This is a genomic window from Rhizobium sp. SL42, assembly GCF_021729845.1.
In the GTDB taxonomy this organism is placed as follows: Bacteria; Pseudomonadota; Alphaproteobacteria; order Rhizobiales; family Rhizobiaceae; genus Allorhizobium.
Window position 1 is genome coordinate 33,996 of the sequence record NZ_CP063398.1, and the last position, 15,993, is coordinate 49,988.

A 15,993-nucleotide genomic window follows, 5' to 3' on the forward strand; every position below is an offset into this window, starting at 1 on the left:
GCATCAATCCTTGACTGTCGGATTGACTTCGGCCTTCTTCACAATTTCGGTGCCGACGCCCCAGCTGTCGAACAGGGCCTTGTACGTGCCTTCCGCGATCAGCGCGTTGACGGTATCGGCGACAAGCTCAGTCAATTCGGCATCCGCCTTCGCGACGGCGATCCCGTTCGGTCCCCGCTCGCTGAACACACCGGTGGTCGGCGAGACGACTTCCAACTGGCCCTTGGATTGCTTCGCGGCATAGCCGACGGTCGAACCGCCGGAGATCGTCGCATCCGCACCGCCGGCGGCGACACGGGTCAAGGCTTCCGTCTGTGTTGCAAAGGGCAGAATGTCGATCGCGGGCTTTCCGGCAGCGGTGCACGCCTTGTCCGCCTCGTTGACGATGCCCTCGTGCCAGGAGCCTGACTGGATTGCAATTTTCCGACCACAGAAGTCGGCAGGATCAAAATTCGACGGATTACCGGCCTTGACGGCCCACAAGCTTCCGCTGTCGGAATAGCTGACGAAATTTACCACCTTCATCCGCTCGTTGCTGATCGTGAAAGCGGAGACGCCGAGATCGAATTTGGTCCCGAGTGCGGGCAGGATGGCATCGAAGGCTGATGTCTGGAAGTCGATCTTGACGCCGAGTTTCGCACCGATGGCATTGGCGATGTCGACATCGATGCCTTCTGGCGTCTGGCCGTCCTTCTCGCTGAGATATTCCCAGGGAGCATAGGCTGTATCGGAGCCGATCGAAATCACACCGGCCGACTTGATCTTGGCGGGAAGGCGCGCAGCCAGCGCGGCATCGACCTTGATACCCGAAGTATCAAAGCCGTCGGCAAGGACGGGACTACAGAATGCTGTTGCCACCAGGATCGCGGCACCAACGTTTGATGTCAGGCAATTACGCATGTTGGACATTGAGTTCCCCATTATTTTTGCTTCGAGTTACGCAGATAAGTTCAGCTTGGGAGGATGCACATCTCTGGCTCGATGACAGCAATATGCGTGAACGAGTGAATGCCGTCTAATAGTATAATTGAGGCTATCTATTCCCCTGGGTTATTGAAACCAAGGACAGGTGGCCAAGCGGTCAGGCGCGAGATGTCCGGCGGGGCTGGGACAACCCGGCTGAATGTGACAATTTACGAACGCGCTTGCCTTTCGCGGCAGCCATTGACGGCTGCTAGACCATATTCGCTGTCCGGCGGCGTGGACTTGCGCATTATTTCTCCGCCTCTGCGTTGCGTTCTAGCCGTGTGGCGCATAATGCTTTCTTTGATGGTTCCGCCCGATGAAACGACGGCGGATGAAAAGGGAACACGGTGCGGACTACCCATCAGGGACCAAAACCGTGGCTGCCCCCGCAACTGTAAGCGGTGAGCGATGTCCAACGATGCCATTGGCCGATATTGCGGCTGATAAGGCGGACTGAGCCAAGACCCGTGAGCCAGGAGACCTGCCATCGCTGGGCCACGACATCCGTGGTGTTTGTTCGAGCCGCGCGGTGGGCGCGGTAGAGGGTTATGCCATGCATATTATGGAAGGCTATTTGCCGGCCGCGCACGCAGTCGGCTGGGGCGCGATTTCCGCGCCATTTGTGATTTATGGCGCCCGGCGCATTGTCACGCTTGTGCGTGAAAAACCGGAAATCAAGCTTTTGATGGCAGCATCCGGCGCCTATGTATTCGTCTTGTCTGCGCTCAAGATCCCGTCTGTTACCGGGAGCTGCTCGCATCCGACGGGAACCGGGCTTGCGGCATCGCTGTTCGGCCCCACGGTCACCACCGTGCTCGGGACGATTGTCCTTCTGTTTCAGGCTTTGCTACTGGCACATGGCGGACTGACCACGCTGGGCGCCAATATCTTCTCCATGGCCATCGTTGGTCCATTTGTCGCCTATGGCCTCTTCAGGGGCATAACAGGTGCCGGCTTCAGCGGCGCAATCGCGATCTTTGTCGCTGCGACGCTTGGTGACCTGGCGACCTATGTGACGACCTCTCTGCAGCTCGCTCTCGCATTTCCGGATCCGGTATCGGGCATCACAGGCGCTGCTGCGAAATTTCTGGGTATTTTTGCGGTCACGCAGGTGCCATTGGCCATCAGCGAAGGCCTGTTGACGGTCATCGTCTTCAACCTGCTGCAGCGATACAGCCGCGGCGAACTGAACGCCCTCAACATCTTTACCGCGAAGGCCTGATCATGCTGAAACGTAACCTCTGGATGTTGTTTGCGGTCATCGCCCTGGCAATCCTGCCGTTGATCATTCACCATGGCGGAGACGCCGAATTTGCCGGTGCGGACGGCGAAGCTGAAGCCGCCATCACCGAAATTCAGCCAGACTACACGCCCTGGGCTGCGCCTTTGTGGGAGCCGCCGAGCGGCGAGATCGAAAGCCTGCTGTTTGCTCTGCAGGCAGCACTTGGCGCAGGTCTCGTCGGCTTCTATTTCGGTCGTCGCTCGTCGCCGGCAAAGCGCCCGGATATCAAGTAGACGATGCGTGCGATCGATCGCTGTGCCCAGACCAACCGGTGGCGACACTACGCCACCGGTGAAAAGCTTCTGCTTGCCGTCGGCCTTATGATCATCTCGCTGGATTCTGTCGGATGGACAGGCCAGATCGGCCTGCTGATCGCGATACTGGCATTGATGAAGACAGGCCCCGGACTGCGGCTGCACGACATATTCAAGGCTGCCCGCGTCCCCATGCTGTTCATCATCACGGGAACACTGGCGCAACTCGTCTCCGTCAGGATGGTCGGATTTGTTCCGACATTGTCGCTTGTCTCCACGGATGCTGCCTATTCTGCAGGTTTCGTGGCACTCAGAAGCACCACCTGCATTGCGGCCCTGCTGCTTCTGGCATTGACCACGCCTCTCTCCAGCATCGTTCAATTGCTGCAGCGGATGGGCCTGAATGCGGAATTGTCCGATATCGCCATGGCAATGTTCAGGCTCATCTGGCTGCTGCTGGATTGTCTTGAGGCCGGCCAACAATCGCTCGGTTCCCGATTGGGCTATACCAGCAACCGGCGGATGCTAACGTCCAACGGTCTTTTGCTCGCATCCCTGCTGCCGCGAGTGCTCGGACGCGCCCAGCGCATAGAGGCGGGCCTCGCAGCGAGAGGCTATGGTGGCCGTCTGAACTTCATTTCGGTGGAACAGCCGGCATCGAACGTGCGGTTGCTGATGATCACCTGCCTTCTGGGCTCGGTTGCCGTCTTGATGTGGTGCGCCCCATGATCCTGCAGGCACGCGCTGTCGATTTCAGCTACGACGACGGGACCCGGGCGCTCGACCAGGCCTCCCTTGTGGTGAACCGGCGAGAAATCATGGCGATCCTTGGTGCGAACGGTGCTGGTAAGTCGACCCTGCTGTCGACGCTGAACGGCACGTTCAAACCTGCCGCCGGCGAAGTCCTGCTCAATGGCAATCCGGTCAGCTACAGCCGCAAAGGCCTCGTCGAGCTCCGGTCGCAGGTCGGACTGGTGTTGCAGGATCCCGACGATCAACTTTTTGCCGCGACCGTCTTCGAAGATGTGTCGTTCGGGCCGCTCAATCTCGGCCTTTCGGTGAGCGAAGCCCGGACACGGGTACAGGAGGCGCTCGCCGTCATGGGGATCGAAGCGCTGTCGCATCGACCGACGCATTTGCTGAGCTTCGGGCAGCGCAAGCGGGTTGCCATCGCCGGCGTATTGGCCATGTCGCCCGCTGTTCTTCTTCTCGACGAACCGACCGCCGGCCTTGACCCGAAATCGGTCGACGAACTCTGCGAGACCCTGCGAAGCCTTGCGACGCAGGGCGTTGCCGTGGTGATTGCCACGCATGACATGGATATCGCCTACAATTGGGCCGATCAGGTCGCAGTCTTCGCCAGAGGCAAAATCATCATGGAAGGGCGCGCTGAACATGTGTTCGGTGAAAGCAACTTCCAGCAAGACACCGATTTGCGCCTTCCCCTCATCTATCAGCTGTCGAGCGAATTGCGAAACAGCGGACTGATTTCGCAAGACGGCGACCTGCCGCGAAGCGTGCCGGAGCTGGTGCAACAGCTTCGCGCGCGTCAGGGCTGAAACGGCACCGCCACATGCCTTCAGGGATGCGATCAGTTTGCATCCGTCCATGTGCCGGTTCAGGCGACCTCAGGCGGCAGGTCGCCCTTGTCCGCTTCAGGCAATGTCCGGAAGGCCACCGATCAGCTTGTCGAGCGTGATAGGATAGTGCCTGACCCTCACCCTCGTGGCATTGTAGATCGCATTGGCGATCGCAGCCGAGACACCACACAAGCCGAGCTCTCCGACACCTTTTGCCTTCATCGGAGATGAATATGGATCCACTTCGTCCAGGAAGATGACATCCTGATGAGGTATGTCGGCGTGGACCGGCACCTCGTAGCCGGCGAGATCGTGGTTGACGAAAAAGCCCCGGCGACGATCGACCGCGAGTTCTTCCGACAAGGCGCCGCCGACACCCATTGTCATTGCACCGATCACCTGGCTCCGTGCGGTAACGGGATTGAGAATTCGCCCGGCCGCGCAGACCGCAAGCATGCGGCGAACACGTGTTTCACCGGTTGCCCTGTCGACACCCACCTCGACAAAATGGGCGCCGAATGTCGACTGCTGATGGGTCTTTGCCAGATCGCCCCATTCGATCCCGTCCTCGGCGGACAGCCCGTCGACACCCGCCGCCTCGCCAAGCCGTGCCACCCTGTTGCCACTGCGGACCTCGCCATTTTCAAAAACGGCGGCATCCGAGTTGAAGCCGAGAGCAGTTGCCACGGCCTGTCGCAGTTTCACGCATGCGGCATAGACCGCGGACGTCGAACAATTCGCACCGAACTGCCCCCCGGAGCCGGCCGACACGGGAAATCGGGAATCACCAAGCCTGACGATCACCTTGTCGATCGGCAATCCGAGCATCTCGGCAGCGGTTTGCGCGATAATGGTATAGCTGCCTGTGCCGATGTCCGTCATATCGGTTTCAACAGTGACCATACCCTGCCGATCGAGCCGAACCCTGGCTGCCGATGGAACGAGCAGATTGTTGCGAAACGCCGTAGCAACTCCGAGGCCAACGAGCCAGTTGCCATCCCGACGGGTTCCCGGTCGTCCCCGGTCCTTCCAGCCAAAGCGCTCCGCTCCCAACTCGAGACAGCCGATCAGATTGCGGTGACTGAAACGCCGGTCAGGGTTTTCGGGATCCACCTGGGTGTCATTGCGGATCCGAAAAGCAACCGGGTCCATGTCGAGTTTCTCCGCCATTTCGTCAATGGCGATTTCCAGCGCCATCAGGCCCGGCGCTTCGCCCGGCGCCCGCATGGCATTGCCTTCTGGCAGGTCCAGCGTCGCAAGCCGCATCGCCGTCATCCGGTTTGCACCGGCATACAAGAGACGCGTCTGCATGACGGCAGGTTCCGGTCCGCCGCCTTTAAGATCCCCCGACCAGCTTTCATGGGCAATCGCGGTAATTTCGCCGTCACGTTCCGCACCGATCCGGACACGTTGGATTGTCGCCGGACGATGGGTGGTGTTGTTCGCCATGAACGGACGGGGCAAAGCAACTTTCACGGTTCTCCCCGACGCCTTGGCGGCAAAGGCCGCCAACACCGCATCGGCCCGCAGGAAAAGTTTTCCACCGAAGCCACCACCAATGTAAGGCGACTTCAGATGAATCTTTTCCTTGTCGATGCCAAGGGTCGTCGCCAGATCGGTGCGCCACCAGTCTATCATCTGGCTCGATGTCCAGACGGTCAATTCGTCGCCCTGCCAGGCGGCAATCGACGCATGCGGCTCCATCATCGAATGGGATTGATCCGGCGTTGTATATTCTTCGTCGATGGTCACGGGCGCTGACCGAAAGGCGCCGTCGAAATCGCCGAAAGCGCTGTCCGGCGGCGTGTCATCTGTATCCTTGGGCTTTGTCGCCGCATGCCGTTCGTCTCGCAGGGAGAAACGCCCCTTTTCTTCGGCATATTCGACCTTCACCAGCGCGGCTGCGGCCCGCGCCTGCTCGAAGGTCTCCGCAACGACGACCGCAACCGCCTGATGATAATGCTGAATTTCACCTCCACCAAAGAGATTGGCGGTATTGTGCTTCCCTTTATCGCGGGCGCCTACAGCGAGGGTCGTAACCACCGCGATCACACCCGGCGCTTTCTCCGCGGCATCGACATCCATGGTCGTGATACGACCCTTGGCAATGCCGGATCCTACCGGATAACCATAGGCATATCGATGGCCCGGATCGTGCCATTCGTAGGCATATGTCGCCTTGCCTGTGACCTTCTGTTCACCGTCGATCCGGCGGACAGGCCGGCCGACGACGTTGAGCTGGTCGATCGGATTGGTGAGGGCTGGACGATCAAACTTCATGGCATCACCCTCTTGCGTCTTCGATCACCGCCGCGAGCGTGCGCTCGACGAGGTCAAGTTTGAAGCGGTTCTGGTCCGTGGGATGAGCACCGGAGAATGCGGCAGCCACGGCCGCCTTGGCCCCTTTGTGTAGTTCTGCCTCTGCAGCCTCGACGCGCCATGGCTTGGGCGCAACACCACCGACCGCGAAGCGACCTGATCCGTCAGGCTGGATCACCGCGCCGACCGAGATGAGGGCGAAAGCGTAAGATGCCCGGTCACGCACTTTCCGATAGACATGATGTCCGCCCGGAGGCGGTGGCAGAAGCACGGCGGTGATGAACTCGCCTTGCTCCAGCACGGTCTCGATATGGGGCGTTTCGCCGGGCAGACGATGGAAATCCCCGACAGGTATCGTGCGCCCGGTTCCATCTGCCTTCACCGTTTCGACCGTCGCCTCCAGTGCACGAAGGGCAACCGCCATATCGCTGGGATGGGTCGCGATACAGTCGTCGCTTATACCGATGATGGCGTGCTGACGGGAAAAACCGCCGATCGCCGAACAGCCGCTTCCCGGGTTCCGCTTGTTGCAGGGCTGCATCGGATCATAGAAATAGGGACAGCGGGTACGCTGGAGAAGGTTGCCGGCCGTCGTCGCCTTGTTGCGCAACTGCCCCGACGCGCCGGACAGAAGCGCCCGAGAAAGCAATGCGTAGTGACGGCGCACCCTGTCGTTGGCGGCCAGGTCCGTGTTGCGCACAAGGGCGCCGATACGGAGTCCGCCGTCCGGGGTTTCCTCGATCATATCCAGACCAAGCCCGTTTACATCGATCAGATGCGTCGGCGTTTCGATCTCCAGCTTCATCAGATCGAGGAGATTGGTCCCCCCTGCAATGAATTTCGAATGCGGATTGGCAGCCGCGGTGCCGACGGCTGCCTCGACCGACGACGCACGCTCGTAGGTGAAAGCCCTCATGGTCATGCTCCTGCAACATCCATGATCGCATCTATGATGTTCGAATAGGCTCCGCATCGACAGATATTGCCGCTCATGCGCTCGCGAACTTCGTCCGCGGTGACCATCGTTTGCCCGGTGAGATCCCGGGTAACGTGGCTCGGAATGTTGGCTTTGACCTCGTCCAGCACCGCGACAGACGAACAGATCTGACCCGGCGTGCAATAGCCGCACTGGAACGCATCGCAGTCGACAAAAGCTTTCTGCATGGGATGCAGGTGTCCCGGTTGCCCCAGTCCCTCGATCGTCAGAATTTCATCGCCGGCATGCATGACAGCCAAGGTCAGGCAGGCATTGATACGCCGGCCCTCGACGATAACCGTACAAGCACCACACTGGCCATGGTCGCAGCCTTTCTTGGTCCCCGTGAGATGCAGATGCTCGCGCAGAGCGTCAAGCAGGCTTGTCCTGTTGTCGATCTCAAGATCGTAGTCCTCTCCGTTCACTTTGAACGAAACTGTCGATGTTTCACCCATACCGTTTTCCCCGCCCTACGCCGTGACCTTTGCAAATTCGGTTGCCGCAAGATTGCGGCTTATGTCGTAAGTCCAACATGCCCGGAAAGTTCCATTCCAACCGCAATTGCAACCGGGAAATGGACCTTGGACCAACTACCCGGCGAGATATTCTCGTCAGCGCGTTTAACGCCTCCGGGTGTAAATCCAATGGAACTGAGCCGCGATTGAAACGTTTCCAGACGGGTTCACATGTAAGGAGCGGCCTCGGTGGAAAAGCTGAAAATAGACGAGCTGGAAAAAGGCCAATCGACCGAAGTATGGTCCGTCAAGGACTATTGCGAACGCGTGGGTGCCAACGCGGTCGAACAGGCGCGGCTTGTCACGCTGTTTGGGCCATTTGCGACGGCTGCAGAACTCCGTCACAATACGCGCAGAGAACAAAGATTTCGCAGCCACTGAAGCTGAACGACAAGAGCAGCGCCGCGCGGCTTTCTTGGCTTGGGTACATTTTGCCTCCTGCGTCTTCTCACCTTCATCACCACTACTATGCCATGTCGGCGAAACGTCTTTGCGTCTTCACCCGCTGGCGCGCATCCCCTTAGCGAGCAATCATGCTGCCCATCGTTGCCAGTTATCGCATTCAATTCCGCGACGGCATGACCTTTGAGCGGGCGGCTGAACGGCTACCCTATCTGAGGAGCCTCGGGATAAGCCATATCTATGCATCCCCGATATTCACGGCCACGCAGGGGTCGACCCACGGCTACGACGTTACCAATGCGACAGAAATCGACCCGTCACTCGGCGGGCGGGCTGGATGGAATGACTTCAGTCGCCGCCTCCGGGATCTGGGCATGGGGCTGATCCTGGATATCGTGCCCAATCACATGGCAGCCTCCTTGGAGAACCCTTGGTGGCACGATGTCCTGCAAAACGGAAAGGAGAGCCGCTACGCCTCATTTTTTGACGTCGACTGGTCCGAGCCGATCACCCTGCCGCATCTGGACATGCCTTTTGATGACGCTGCGGCCGATGGCAAGATCGGGCTTGTGCGCGACGACACCGGCAAATTGAAGCTGAGCTATGGCGATCAGCGCTTTGTCCTCTCGGACCACAGCCTCGCCTGGCTGAATGCGCAGCGAGATGCAATCGATGACAATGTCTCGTGCTTTGCGAGCGTTCCGCAAAACCTGATCGAACTGCATCGCCGCCAGCACTGGCGGCTCGTTCCCTGGACATCCGCATCGCGCCATCTCTCCTATCGACGCTTCTTTGAAGTCACCGGCCTGGTCGGCATTCGCATCGAGGACCCGTTGGTTTTCGATGCGATGCACGAACTGGTTTTTGAGTTGGTCCAGGAGGGACAGGTCCAGGCATTGCGCATCGACCATATCGATGGTCTTGCCGACCCGAAAGGATATCTCGAAAACCTGCGCCGTGCCGTTGGCACCGATGTCCCGGTCTTCGTCGAAAAGATCCTCGCGGAAGGAGAGGATCTACCGGCTGACTGGCCGGTTGCGGGCACGACCGGATATGAATTCATCAGTGCGCTGGGGGATCTGTTCATCAGCAGAGGAGGACTGGCAAGGCTCAGGCGGCACTACAGCGCGGCCGTACCCGGCATGGCCGATCCCGAACGAGCATTGCGCAAAGCCAAGCACGAAATGGTCACGGTCAATTTCGCAGGAGAGATCGATAGACTGGTGCAGATTGCAGCGGGCCTGCTGCCGAATTTCAGCCCGTCGTCACTGGCCAACGCCATTCGGGAACTGTTGATCGCCTTTCCGGTCTACCGATTGTACAGCACGACCAAGGCCTTGACCGAAGCGGAAACGAAAGCCCTCAGCCAGGCGGCTGCGCTGGCACAAGAGCACATGGGCGACAGGCCTGCCCTTGATGCGGTTGTCGAGGTGCTCAGCGGTCAGGCCCGCCTGGCACAAGAACCCGAAGAATTCAGGCGCCGGTTTCAGCAGGTGGCTGGGCCGGTCATGGCGAAGGCGACGGAAGATACTTTTTTCTACCGGTACACTTGCCTTCTGGCTGCCAACGACGTCGGAGGCGAGCCCGCGGCTGAGCCCGCCGGCATCGAGGGCTTTCATCTCAAGATGCAGCACCGATTGCTGCAGCAACCGCTCGGCCTGTCGTCGACATCGACCCATGATACCAAACGTGGCGAAGATGCCCGCGCACGGTTGTACGCGCTCAGTGAAGACCCCGATCGGTGGATGATGGCCCTGCCGCGATGGAGACAGCAAAACGCACGGCTGCTGTCGCACCGGCCTTACGACATGGTTCCCGATTTGAACGTGGAATGGATGTTGTATCAGTCCCTGCTCGGCATCCTTCCGCATCACGTCGATGCGGCCCACCTTCCCGATCTTCAGGAACGGTTTTGCGCCTATGCCGTCAAGGCCGTGAGAGAGGCGAAGCAGAAAACCAACTGGTCGGCGCCGGACCGCGACTATGAGGATGCCATACGGCGTTTCGCCAGCGGCCTCTTGTCCATCGACAACCTCGATTTTCTCAAGGACTTTGCCGCCTTCTCACGACCGTTTATCGCAAGCGGCAGTCTGAACAGTCTCACCCAGACGCTGGTTAAGCTGATCGCGCCGGGTGTGCCTGATTTTTACCAGGGAGCCGAAGGCCTCGACCATTCGATGGTCGATCCCGACAACCGCCGTCCATGGAAAAGCGATGCCCCGGTGGCCGAGAGCGCCGCATTCGTCACCCAATTCAAACGGGAATTGATCCAGCGTGGCCTGTCGCTGAGACGGCAATGTCCGGCGCTTTTCGAGCAAGGTGCATATTTGCCTCTGTCAGTTGAAGGCACCCGCAAGGATCACGTGCTGGCGTTTGCCAGACAGGCGGGACGCGAGCTTGCCGTTGCCGTGGCGCCGCTGCAGGTGTTGGGTGTGATCGGGGAAAATAATTTAGCCGCCGATGCCTCCTACTGGGGCGATACGATCATCCGCCTTCCAGCCGGCACTGGCAGCGCACTACGCGATCTCCTAGGCGACAAAATCCACGCATATGGAGATTTGTCGGTTGCCGATGTCCTTACAGGACCCGTCGCACTTCTGACGACGGTACAGGGCACGTATTCAGCCGCCTGAAGGTATCCGCATCACTGACAGGCTTAGAACATTCGGATTGACCGGTCGTGTCTTCGTAGCCAACTTACAAGACCGAACACCGGCCTCGCGGACCATGGCACAACGCCGCTTGCCAAGCGCGTGAAGACCGCCGATATCAAGAAGGATATATAAGACTGCCGGTATGGTCAGGTGTGCCTCGCTATACTTGCCCATTGCCGAGAAAAATATATAATGCCCACAAAAGTCATTTATAGCCGCTCGCCGACTGCCGCGGAATTGTCCTGAGGACGGCTTCCAAGAGAATGGTGGATGAAGGAATTGTGCCGGAATGACCGTTTCAACCGTTGACCCCGGCCCCTCCCTGCGCAAGCGCAGCCTTTATGAAGAGCTCTACCTTCAACTGAAGAACGATATAGCCAGTGGAAAGGCTCTAAGGGGTACGGTGCTGCTGGAAGGGCCGCTGGCCGAGCTTCTCGGCAGAAGCCGGGCGCCCGTGCGACAGGCCCTTCAACTGTTGGCGGAAGACGGCCTTATCAGCCGCTTCGAGGGACGCGGTTTTGTCGTCGGCCCGTCCGGAACGGCGGCAAAGCGCATTGACCTGGCCGAGAGCTTCGGACATCTGACGCAGACCCAGGACCGACCGATATTTGCCTGGCAGTCGCTTTACGAGGATGTCGAGCGAATCGTCGTCTACCGCTCGTTCTTTGGACGCTTCCGGATCAACGAGATCGAACTGGCCCGCCATTTCGGCGTTGGACGGACGGTTGCGCGGGATGTACTTCTCAAGCTGGAAACGCTGGGCATCACGCAAAAGGATGACAGCTTCCGCTGGTCGATCGTGCCGCTGGATGACCAGCGCATCCGGGATCTCTACGAGGTTCGCGAACATGTTGAGCCTCTCGCCCTGGTCCATGCGATGGATGCGATCTCGGACGAGCATATCGACAAGATGCTGTCACGGCTGGCCCTGGCGCTCGATACCTATCCCGACGTATCGGCCGCAACGATGTACGATCTGGAACTGGACCTGCATTTGCGCAGCATACAGCCCTGCCCGAACAAGGAACTGCTGAGCATTCTGCAACGCACACACTGCATCCTGACGCTCAGCAAGCACGTTCTCGGCATCCAGTTGGAGATGCCGGAATATGAACCGTTTCTCGCCGAGCATGTCTCCGTTTTCCGAATGATGCGCAGGCGCGACAAGGAAGGCCTGATGCTGGCGATGCGCAGCCATATTCATGGCTCCCAGCCCAAGGTGGTGGAGCGCGCAGCGACCGTGCGCCGAACCTACAAGCCGGACGACTACAGCTTCATCGTCTGATTCAGAACAGTCCGGCTCAGGTTACGGCTCCGACCTGCCACGGCACGAATTCGTTGTCACCGTAATCATAGATCTCGCTCAGCGTCTTCTTGCCCGATGCGACGGCGATGATGTCTTCGAAAATCCGTGTCCCCGCAGCCTCGATCGTATCCTCGCCGGTAACGATGCCGCCGCAGTTGATATCCATATCCTCTTGCATATGCTCGTACATTTCAGTGTTCGTGGCAATCTTGATGCAAGGAGCCGGCTTGAAACCGGAGACTGAGCCTCGACCGGTGGTGAAGCAAATGACATTGCAGCCGCCGGCCACCTGGCCGGTCACCGCGACAGGATCGTAGCCGGGCGTGTCCATGAAGACGAAGCCGGGTTCGGTGACGATTTCGGCATATTCGTAGACGGCCTTCAACGGCATGGTGCCACCCTTGGCAACGGCGCCGAGCGACTTTTCGAGGATGGTCGTCAGACCGCCGAGCTTGTTGCCGTGCGAGGGATTGTTGTTGAGTTCGGCACCGTTGCGCTGCGTATAATCACGCCACCAGTCGATCCGCGACAGCAGTTTTTCGGCGACCGCCGGGGTGGCCGCACGGCGAGTCAGCAGGTGCTCGGCACCATAGATTTCCGGCGTTTCAGCGAGAACCGACGTGCCGCCGTTGCGCACGATCAGGTCTGATGCATAACCGAGCGCCGGGTTGGCGGAAATGCCGGAATAGCCATCGGACCCGCCGCATTCCAGTGCAACCTTCAGGCCGGAAAGCGGTTGCGGCGTGCGTCTCGCCGCGTTTACCTCCGGCAGCATATCGCGGATGATGTCGCTCGCCGCCGCGATCGTCTTGCGTGTTCCACCGAGATGCTGGATCGTCATGGTGCGCAGGCGCTTGCCTTCCTCAAGCTTGAAATGCTCGAGAATCGGGCCGATCTGGTTGGTCTCGCAACCGAGCCCGATCATCAGGATGCCGCCGAAATTGGGATGCCGCGCATAGCCTTGCAGCGTGCGGATCAGCATCAGATAGCCTTCGGCCTTGGTGTTGATGGCGCAGCCCCCACCATGGGTCAGTGCAACCACGCCATCGACATTGTCGAAACCTTCGAGCCCGCCGGTCCGGTTGAAATGCTCGGCAATCGCCTTTGACACCGTGGCCGAACAGTTCACCGTGGTGATGATGCCGATGAAGTTGCGTGTTCCGATGCCCCCGGCGCCGCGATCAAAGCCCATAAAGGTGCGGCGCTCGGCCTCGGGCAGCATGCCCTTTTCCTCGATATCGACACTGAACTGATGCTGATGTTCGGACTCAATGACGGCGAGGTTGTGAAGGTGCACGTGGCCGCCAGCCGGGATGAACTGCGTTGCGATTCCGATCGACTGGCCGAATTTGCGAATTTCCTGGCCCGCCGCGATATCGCGCACCGCGACCTTGTGGCCGCGTGGAATCTGGTCGGCAGCGACGAGGTCGTCAATGCCGGTCGCAGCCCCCGCTTTCACCATGGCGCGTGCCACGGCGACGTCATCGATGGCGTTGAGAAGGATCACCGGCGAGTTTGAAAGGGACATGGACGCTTTCCAAGAATGAATTCAAATAATGACTATTGCAGGCAATAAACAATCATGTTAGGTCACTGCCGTCAAGTGAAATCGGGAAACGAACTTGACGGGAGGATGTCTTGGGCTACCAGTTTGATTTCAGCTTTCTGGCCGACTACTGGCCGCAGCTCGTCGATGGCGCGTTGCGCACGCTGTGGCTCTCGGCATTCAGTATCCTGTTCGGCTTCGTCTTGGGTGGCGTTTGCGCCGTCGCCCGCATTCATGGCACGCCGCTGTCGCAGCGCCTTGTCGGGTTTTATGTCGACGTCATCCGCAACACGCCGCTCGTCATTCAGGCCTTCTGGCTGTTCTTCGGCATGGCGGCGCTCGGCTTCCGTATTCCAGCCTTTTATGCGGCGGTCATCACGCTGGTGATCAATGTCGGCGCCTATACGGCCGAAATCCTGCGTGCAGGACTGGAGTCCATTCCAAACGGCCAGCGCGAGGCCGCCAACTGTCTTGGCTTGAAGACCTGGCAGGTGATCTTTTATGTCGAGCTGCCACAAGCCGTCGAACGCGTCTATCCCGCGCTGGTCAGCCAGTTCATCCTGATGATGCTGGCGACGTCGATCATGTCGCAGATCTCTGTCGAGGAACTGACGGGCGCCGCCTACGGCATCCAGTCGACCACCTTCCGCGGCTTCGAAATCTACATCGTAGTGGCCGTCATCTACCTGCTTTTGTCCTGGCTGATGCGCGCCATCATGATGCTGGCCGGCAAACTGGCATTCACCCGCAAACGCCGCCTCGGCACGAACCTGTGAGGAAATGATCATGGGTGGCATCACATATCCGCAAATCCTCTTCATACTCCAGGGCGCCGGCTGGACGCTGGTTCTGTCTCTTCTGGGGTTTGTCGGGGGAACGATCATCGGCCTTCCGGCCGCCATCGCCCGCACATCTTCGAATGGCCCGCTTCGCATCGCCGTGGCGGCCTATATCAGCCTGATCCAGGGAATTCCCCTGCCGATCATCATGTTCCTTGCCTATTTCGGCATCTCGATTGCCGGGTTCAATCTGCCGGCACTGGTGGCCGCGGGGATCGCAATGACGGCCTATTCCAGCGCCTTTCTTGCCGAAATCTGGCGCGGCTCGATCGAATCCGTGCCAAAAGCGCAATGGGAAGCGGCGGAGTGTCTGGCTCTGACCAACCTGCAACGCCTCACGCATGTGATCCTGCCGCAGGCCGTGCGCATCTCCATTCCGCCGACAATCGGATTTCTCGTCCAGATCATCAAGAACACGTCCTACGCGGTCGTGATCGGCTTTGCGGACCTGACCTATTCGGCCCGTCTCATCAACAACACGACGTTCAAGCCGTTCACCGTCTTTACGATCGCAGCCGTCTTGTACTTCGCGATCTGTTTTCCACTCTCCAGGTTCAGCAAGACGCTCGAACGCAAACTCAATCGCAGCTGATTTAGGAAAATGGCCATGTCGTCTCTGGTAGCGTTCAAGGATGTCCACAAAGCCTATGGACAGGTCGAGGTCCTCAAGGGTGTCTCGTTCGATGTCCCGAAGGGGCATGTTGTCGCCCTGATCGGACGCAGCGGCTCGGGCAAGAGTACAGCACTCCGCTGCATCAACGGTCTGGAGAAAATAAAGTCCGGCACGCTCGACGTTTGCGGTCGCAGCCTTGGCGCAGATCCTGACCTGCGCGATTTGCGCATGGAAGTCGGCATCGTCTTCCAGAGCTACAACCTGTTCCCTCACCTCACGGTCGAGGAGAACATCACGCTTGCGCCGCGCCTAGCCAAGAAGCTTTCGAAACCCGCGGCAAAGTCCATTGCCGAAAGGGTGCTGGTGCAGGTCGGCCTGTCGGAGAAGGCGCAGTCTTACCCCGAGCAGCTATCAGGCGGCCAGCAACAGCGCGTGGCGATCGCCCGCTCGCTCGCCATGGAACCCCAACTGATGCTGTTCGACGAGGTGACCTCGGCACTCGATCCCGAACTGACCGGGGAAGTGCTGAAAACGATCGAGGCACTGGCCGAGGGTGGCATGACCATGGTCCTTGTGACCCATGAAATGGCCTTCGCCAAGCGCGTCGCCGACACGATCATCTTCATGCATCAGGGCGTTGTCTGGGAAACCGGCGACGGCTCGATGCTCGACAATCCGCAGACGGCGGAACTCAGGCAATTCATCGGCAATGGCCTTTGACGGCAACGATTTTTCTCACCA

General features: G+C 59.3%; 15 protein-coding genes and 1 riboswitch. Of the genes, 10 read left to right on the forward strand and 5 right to left on the reverse strand.

The annotated features are described in order from the left end of the window. Window positions 1-3: 3 nt before the first annotated feature. Entirely contained in the window at window positions 4-909 is a 906-nt protein-coding gene (locus IM739_RS19320) for an ABC transporter substrate-binding protein (RefSeq protein WP_237371435.1), read from the reverse strand. Between the two features lie 344 nt (window positions 910-1,253). Then, window positions 1,254-1,469: riboswitch (cobalamin riboswitch) on the forward strand. A gap of 50 nt (window positions 1,470-1,519) precedes the next feature. Between IM739_RS19320 and IM739_RS19325 the strand changes: the two genes are divergently transcribed. The 4 genes from IM739_RS19325 to IM739_RS19340 are packed head-to-tail and all read left to right on the forward strand — an operon-like array spanning window position 1,520 to window position 4,061. Beyond that, complete coding sequence (locus IM739_RS19325) at window positions 1,520-2,188, forward strand: energy-coupling factor ABC transporter permease (protein ID WP_237371436.1); 669 nt, start codon at window positions 1,520-1,522, stop codon at window positions 2,186-2,188. 2 nt (window positions 2,189-2,190) lie between these two features. Next, entirely contained in the window at window positions 2,191-2,481 is a 291-nt protein-coding gene (locus IM739_RS19330) for an energy-coupling factor ABC transporter substrate-binding protein (RefSeq protein WP_237371437.1), read from the forward strand. Window positions 2,482-2,484: 3 nt separating this feature from the next. Further along, the gene (locus tag IM739_RS19335; protein ID WP_237371438.1) at window positions 2,485-3,231 is read left to right on the forward strand and encodes a CbiQ family ECF transporter T component; all 747 of its coding nucleotides are present in this window, start codon (window positions 2,485-2,487) and stop codon (window positions 3,229-3,231) included. Further along, window positions 3,228-4,061, forward strand: a complete 834-nt coding sequence (locus IM739_RS19340) for an energy-coupling factor ABC transporter ATP-binding protein (RefSeq protein WP_237371439.1) — start codon at window positions 3,228-3,230, stop codon at window positions 4,059-4,061. The genes IM739_RS19335 and IM739_RS19340 overlap by 4 nt, the downstream gene beginning before the upstream one ends. Window positions 4,062-4,157: 96 nt before the next feature. Here the strand turns inward: IM739_RS19340 and paoC are convergent, their stop codons facing one another. Genes paoC through paoA form a run of 3 tightly spaced genes read right to left on the reverse strand, consistent with a single transcriptional unit; the run spans window position 4,158 to window position 7,832 of the window. Further along, window positions 4,158-6,362 (reverse strand): aldehyde oxidoreductase molybdenum-binding subunit PaoC, encoded by a 2,205-nt coding sequence (gene paoC, locus IM739_RS19345; RefSeq protein ID WP_237371440.1) that lies wholly within the window; start codon window positions 6,360-6,362, stop codon window positions 4,158-4,160. Between the two features lie 4 nt (window positions 6,363-6,366). Beyond that, window positions 6,367-7,317, reverse strand: a complete 951-nt coding sequence (locus IM739_RS19350) for an FAD binding domain-containing protein (protein ID WP_237371441.1) — start codon at window positions 7,315-7,317, stop codon at window positions 6,367-6,369. A gap of 2 nt (window positions 7,318-7,319) precedes the next feature. Then, window positions 7,320-7,832: an aldehyde dehydrogenase iron-sulfur subunit PaoA gene (paoA, locus tag IM739_RS19355; protein ID WP_237371442.1), complete on the reverse strand. Its 513-nt coding sequence runs from the start codon at window positions 7,830-7,832 to the stop codon at window positions 7,320-7,322. 249 nt (window positions 7,833-8,081) lie between these two features. On the opposite strand from paoA, the gene IM739_RS19360 reads away from it, so the two are divergent. The 3 genes from IM739_RS19360 (at window position 8,082) to IM739_RS19370 (ending at window position 12,233) form a co-directional block, all read left to right on the forward strand. Continuing rightward, window positions 8,082-8,273: a hypothetical protein gene (locus IM739_RS19360; RefSeq protein ID WP_237371443.1), complete on the forward strand. Its 192-nt coding sequence runs from the start codon at window positions 8,082-8,084 to the stop codon at window positions 8,271-8,273. A 152-nt stretch (window positions 8,274-8,425) separates the two neighbouring features. Further along, complete coding sequence (treY, locus tag IM739_RS19365; RefSeq protein WP_442981159.1) at window positions 8,426-10,927, forward strand: malto-oligosyltrehalose synthase; 2,502 nt, start codon at window positions 8,426-8,428, stop codon at window positions 10,925-10,927. Between the two features lie 310 nt (window positions 10,928-11,237). Beyond that, window positions 11,238-12,233: a GntR family transcriptional regulator gene (locus IM739_RS19370; protein ID WP_237371444.1), complete on the forward strand. Its 996-nt coding sequence runs from the start codon at window positions 11,238-11,240 to the stop codon at window positions 12,231-12,233. A 16-nt stretch (window positions 12,234-12,249) separates the two neighbouring features. Here IM739_RS19370 and IM739_RS19375 read toward each other — a convergent pair whose 3' ends face one another. Further along, window positions 12,250-13,782, reverse strand: a complete 1,533-nt coding sequence (locus IM739_RS19375; RefSeq protein WP_237371445.1) for a UxaA family hydrolase — start codon at window positions 13,780-13,782, stop codon at window positions 12,250-12,252. A 110-nt stretch (window positions 13,783-13,892) separates the two neighbouring features. Here IM739_RS19375 and IM739_RS19380 point away from each other — a divergent pair, with 110 nt between their 5' ends. The 3 genes from IM739_RS19380 to IM739_RS19390 are packed head-to-tail and all read left to right on the forward strand — an operon-like array spanning window position 13,893 to window position 15,972. Next, window positions 13,893-14,576 (forward strand): amino acid ABC transporter permease, encoded by a 684-nt coding sequence (locus tag IM739_RS19380; RefSeq protein WP_237371446.1) that lies wholly within the window; start codon window positions 13,893-13,895, stop codon window positions 14,574-14,576. Window positions 14,577-14,586: 10 nt separating this feature from the next. Further along, entirely contained in the window at window positions 14,587-15,231 is a 645-nt protein-coding gene (locus IM739_RS19385) for an amino acid ABC transporter permease (protein WP_237371447.1), read from the forward strand. A 15-nt stretch (window positions 15,232-15,246) separates the two neighbouring features. Then, window positions 15,247-15,972, forward strand: coding sequence for an amino acid ABC transporter ATP-binding protein (locus tag IM739_RS19390; protein WP_237371448.1), 726 nt, complete (start codon window positions 15,247-15,249; stop codon window positions 15,970-15,972). The last annotated feature ends 21 nt before the right edge of the window (window positions 15,973-15,993 follow it).

What these genes read in the sequence shown, in the direction of transcription:
- IM739_RS19340 (WP_237371439.1), top strand. Translation starts at nt 3,228, where the DNA reads ATGATCCTGCAGGCACGCGCTGTCGATTTCAGCTACGACGACGGGACC.
- treY (WP_442981159.1), top strand. Translation starts at nt 8,426, where the DNA reads ATGCTGCCCATCGTTGCCAGTTATCGCATTCAATTCCGCGACGGCATG.
- IM739_RS19385 (WP_237371447.1), top strand. Translation starts at nt 14,587, where the DNA reads ATGGGTGGCATCACATATCCGCAAATCCTCTTCATACTCCAGGGCGCC.
- IM739_RS19330 (WP_237371437.1), top strand. Translation starts at nt 2,191, where the DNA reads ATGCTGAAACGTAACCTCTGGATGTTGTTTGCGGTCATCGCCCTGGCA.
- IM739_RS19350 (WP_237371441.1), bottom strand. Translation starts at nt 7,317, where the DNA reads ATGAGGGCTTTCACCTACGAGCGTGCGTCGTCGGTCGAGGCAGCCGTC.
- IM739_RS19390 (WP_237371448.1), top strand. Translation starts at nt 15,247, where the DNA reads ATGTCGTCTCTGGTAGCGTTCAAGGATGTCCACAAAGCCTATGGACAG.
- paoC (WP_237371440.1), bottom strand. Translation starts at nt 6,362, where the DNA reads ATGAAGTTTGATCGTCCAGCCCTCACCAATCCGATCGACCAGCTCAAC.
- IM739_RS19375 (WP_237371445.1), bottom strand. Translation starts at nt 13,782, where the DNA reads ATGTCCCTTTCAAACTCGCCGGTGATCCTTCTCAACGCCATCGATGAC.
- IM739_RS19370 (WP_237371444.1), top strand. Translation starts at nt 11,238, where the DNA reads ATGACCGTTTCAACCGTTGACCCCGGCCCCTCCCTGCGCAAGCGCAGC.
- IM739_RS19320 (WP_237371435.1), bottom strand. Translation starts at nt 909, where the DNA reads ATGTCCAACATGCGTAATTGCCTGACATCAAACGTTGGTGCCGCGATC.
- paoA (WP_237371442.1), bottom strand. Translation starts at nt 7,832, where the DNA reads ATGGGTGAAACATCGACAGTTTCGTTCAAAGTGAACGGAGAGGACTAC.
- IM739_RS19325 (WP_237371436.1), top strand. Translation starts at nt 1,520, where the DNA reads ATGCATATTATGGAAGGCTATTTGCCGGCCGCGCACGCAGTCGGCTGG.
- IM739_RS19335 (WP_237371438.1), top strand. Translation starts at nt 2,485, where the DNA reads ATGCGTGCGATCGATCGCTGTGCCCAGACCAACCGGTGGCGACACTAC.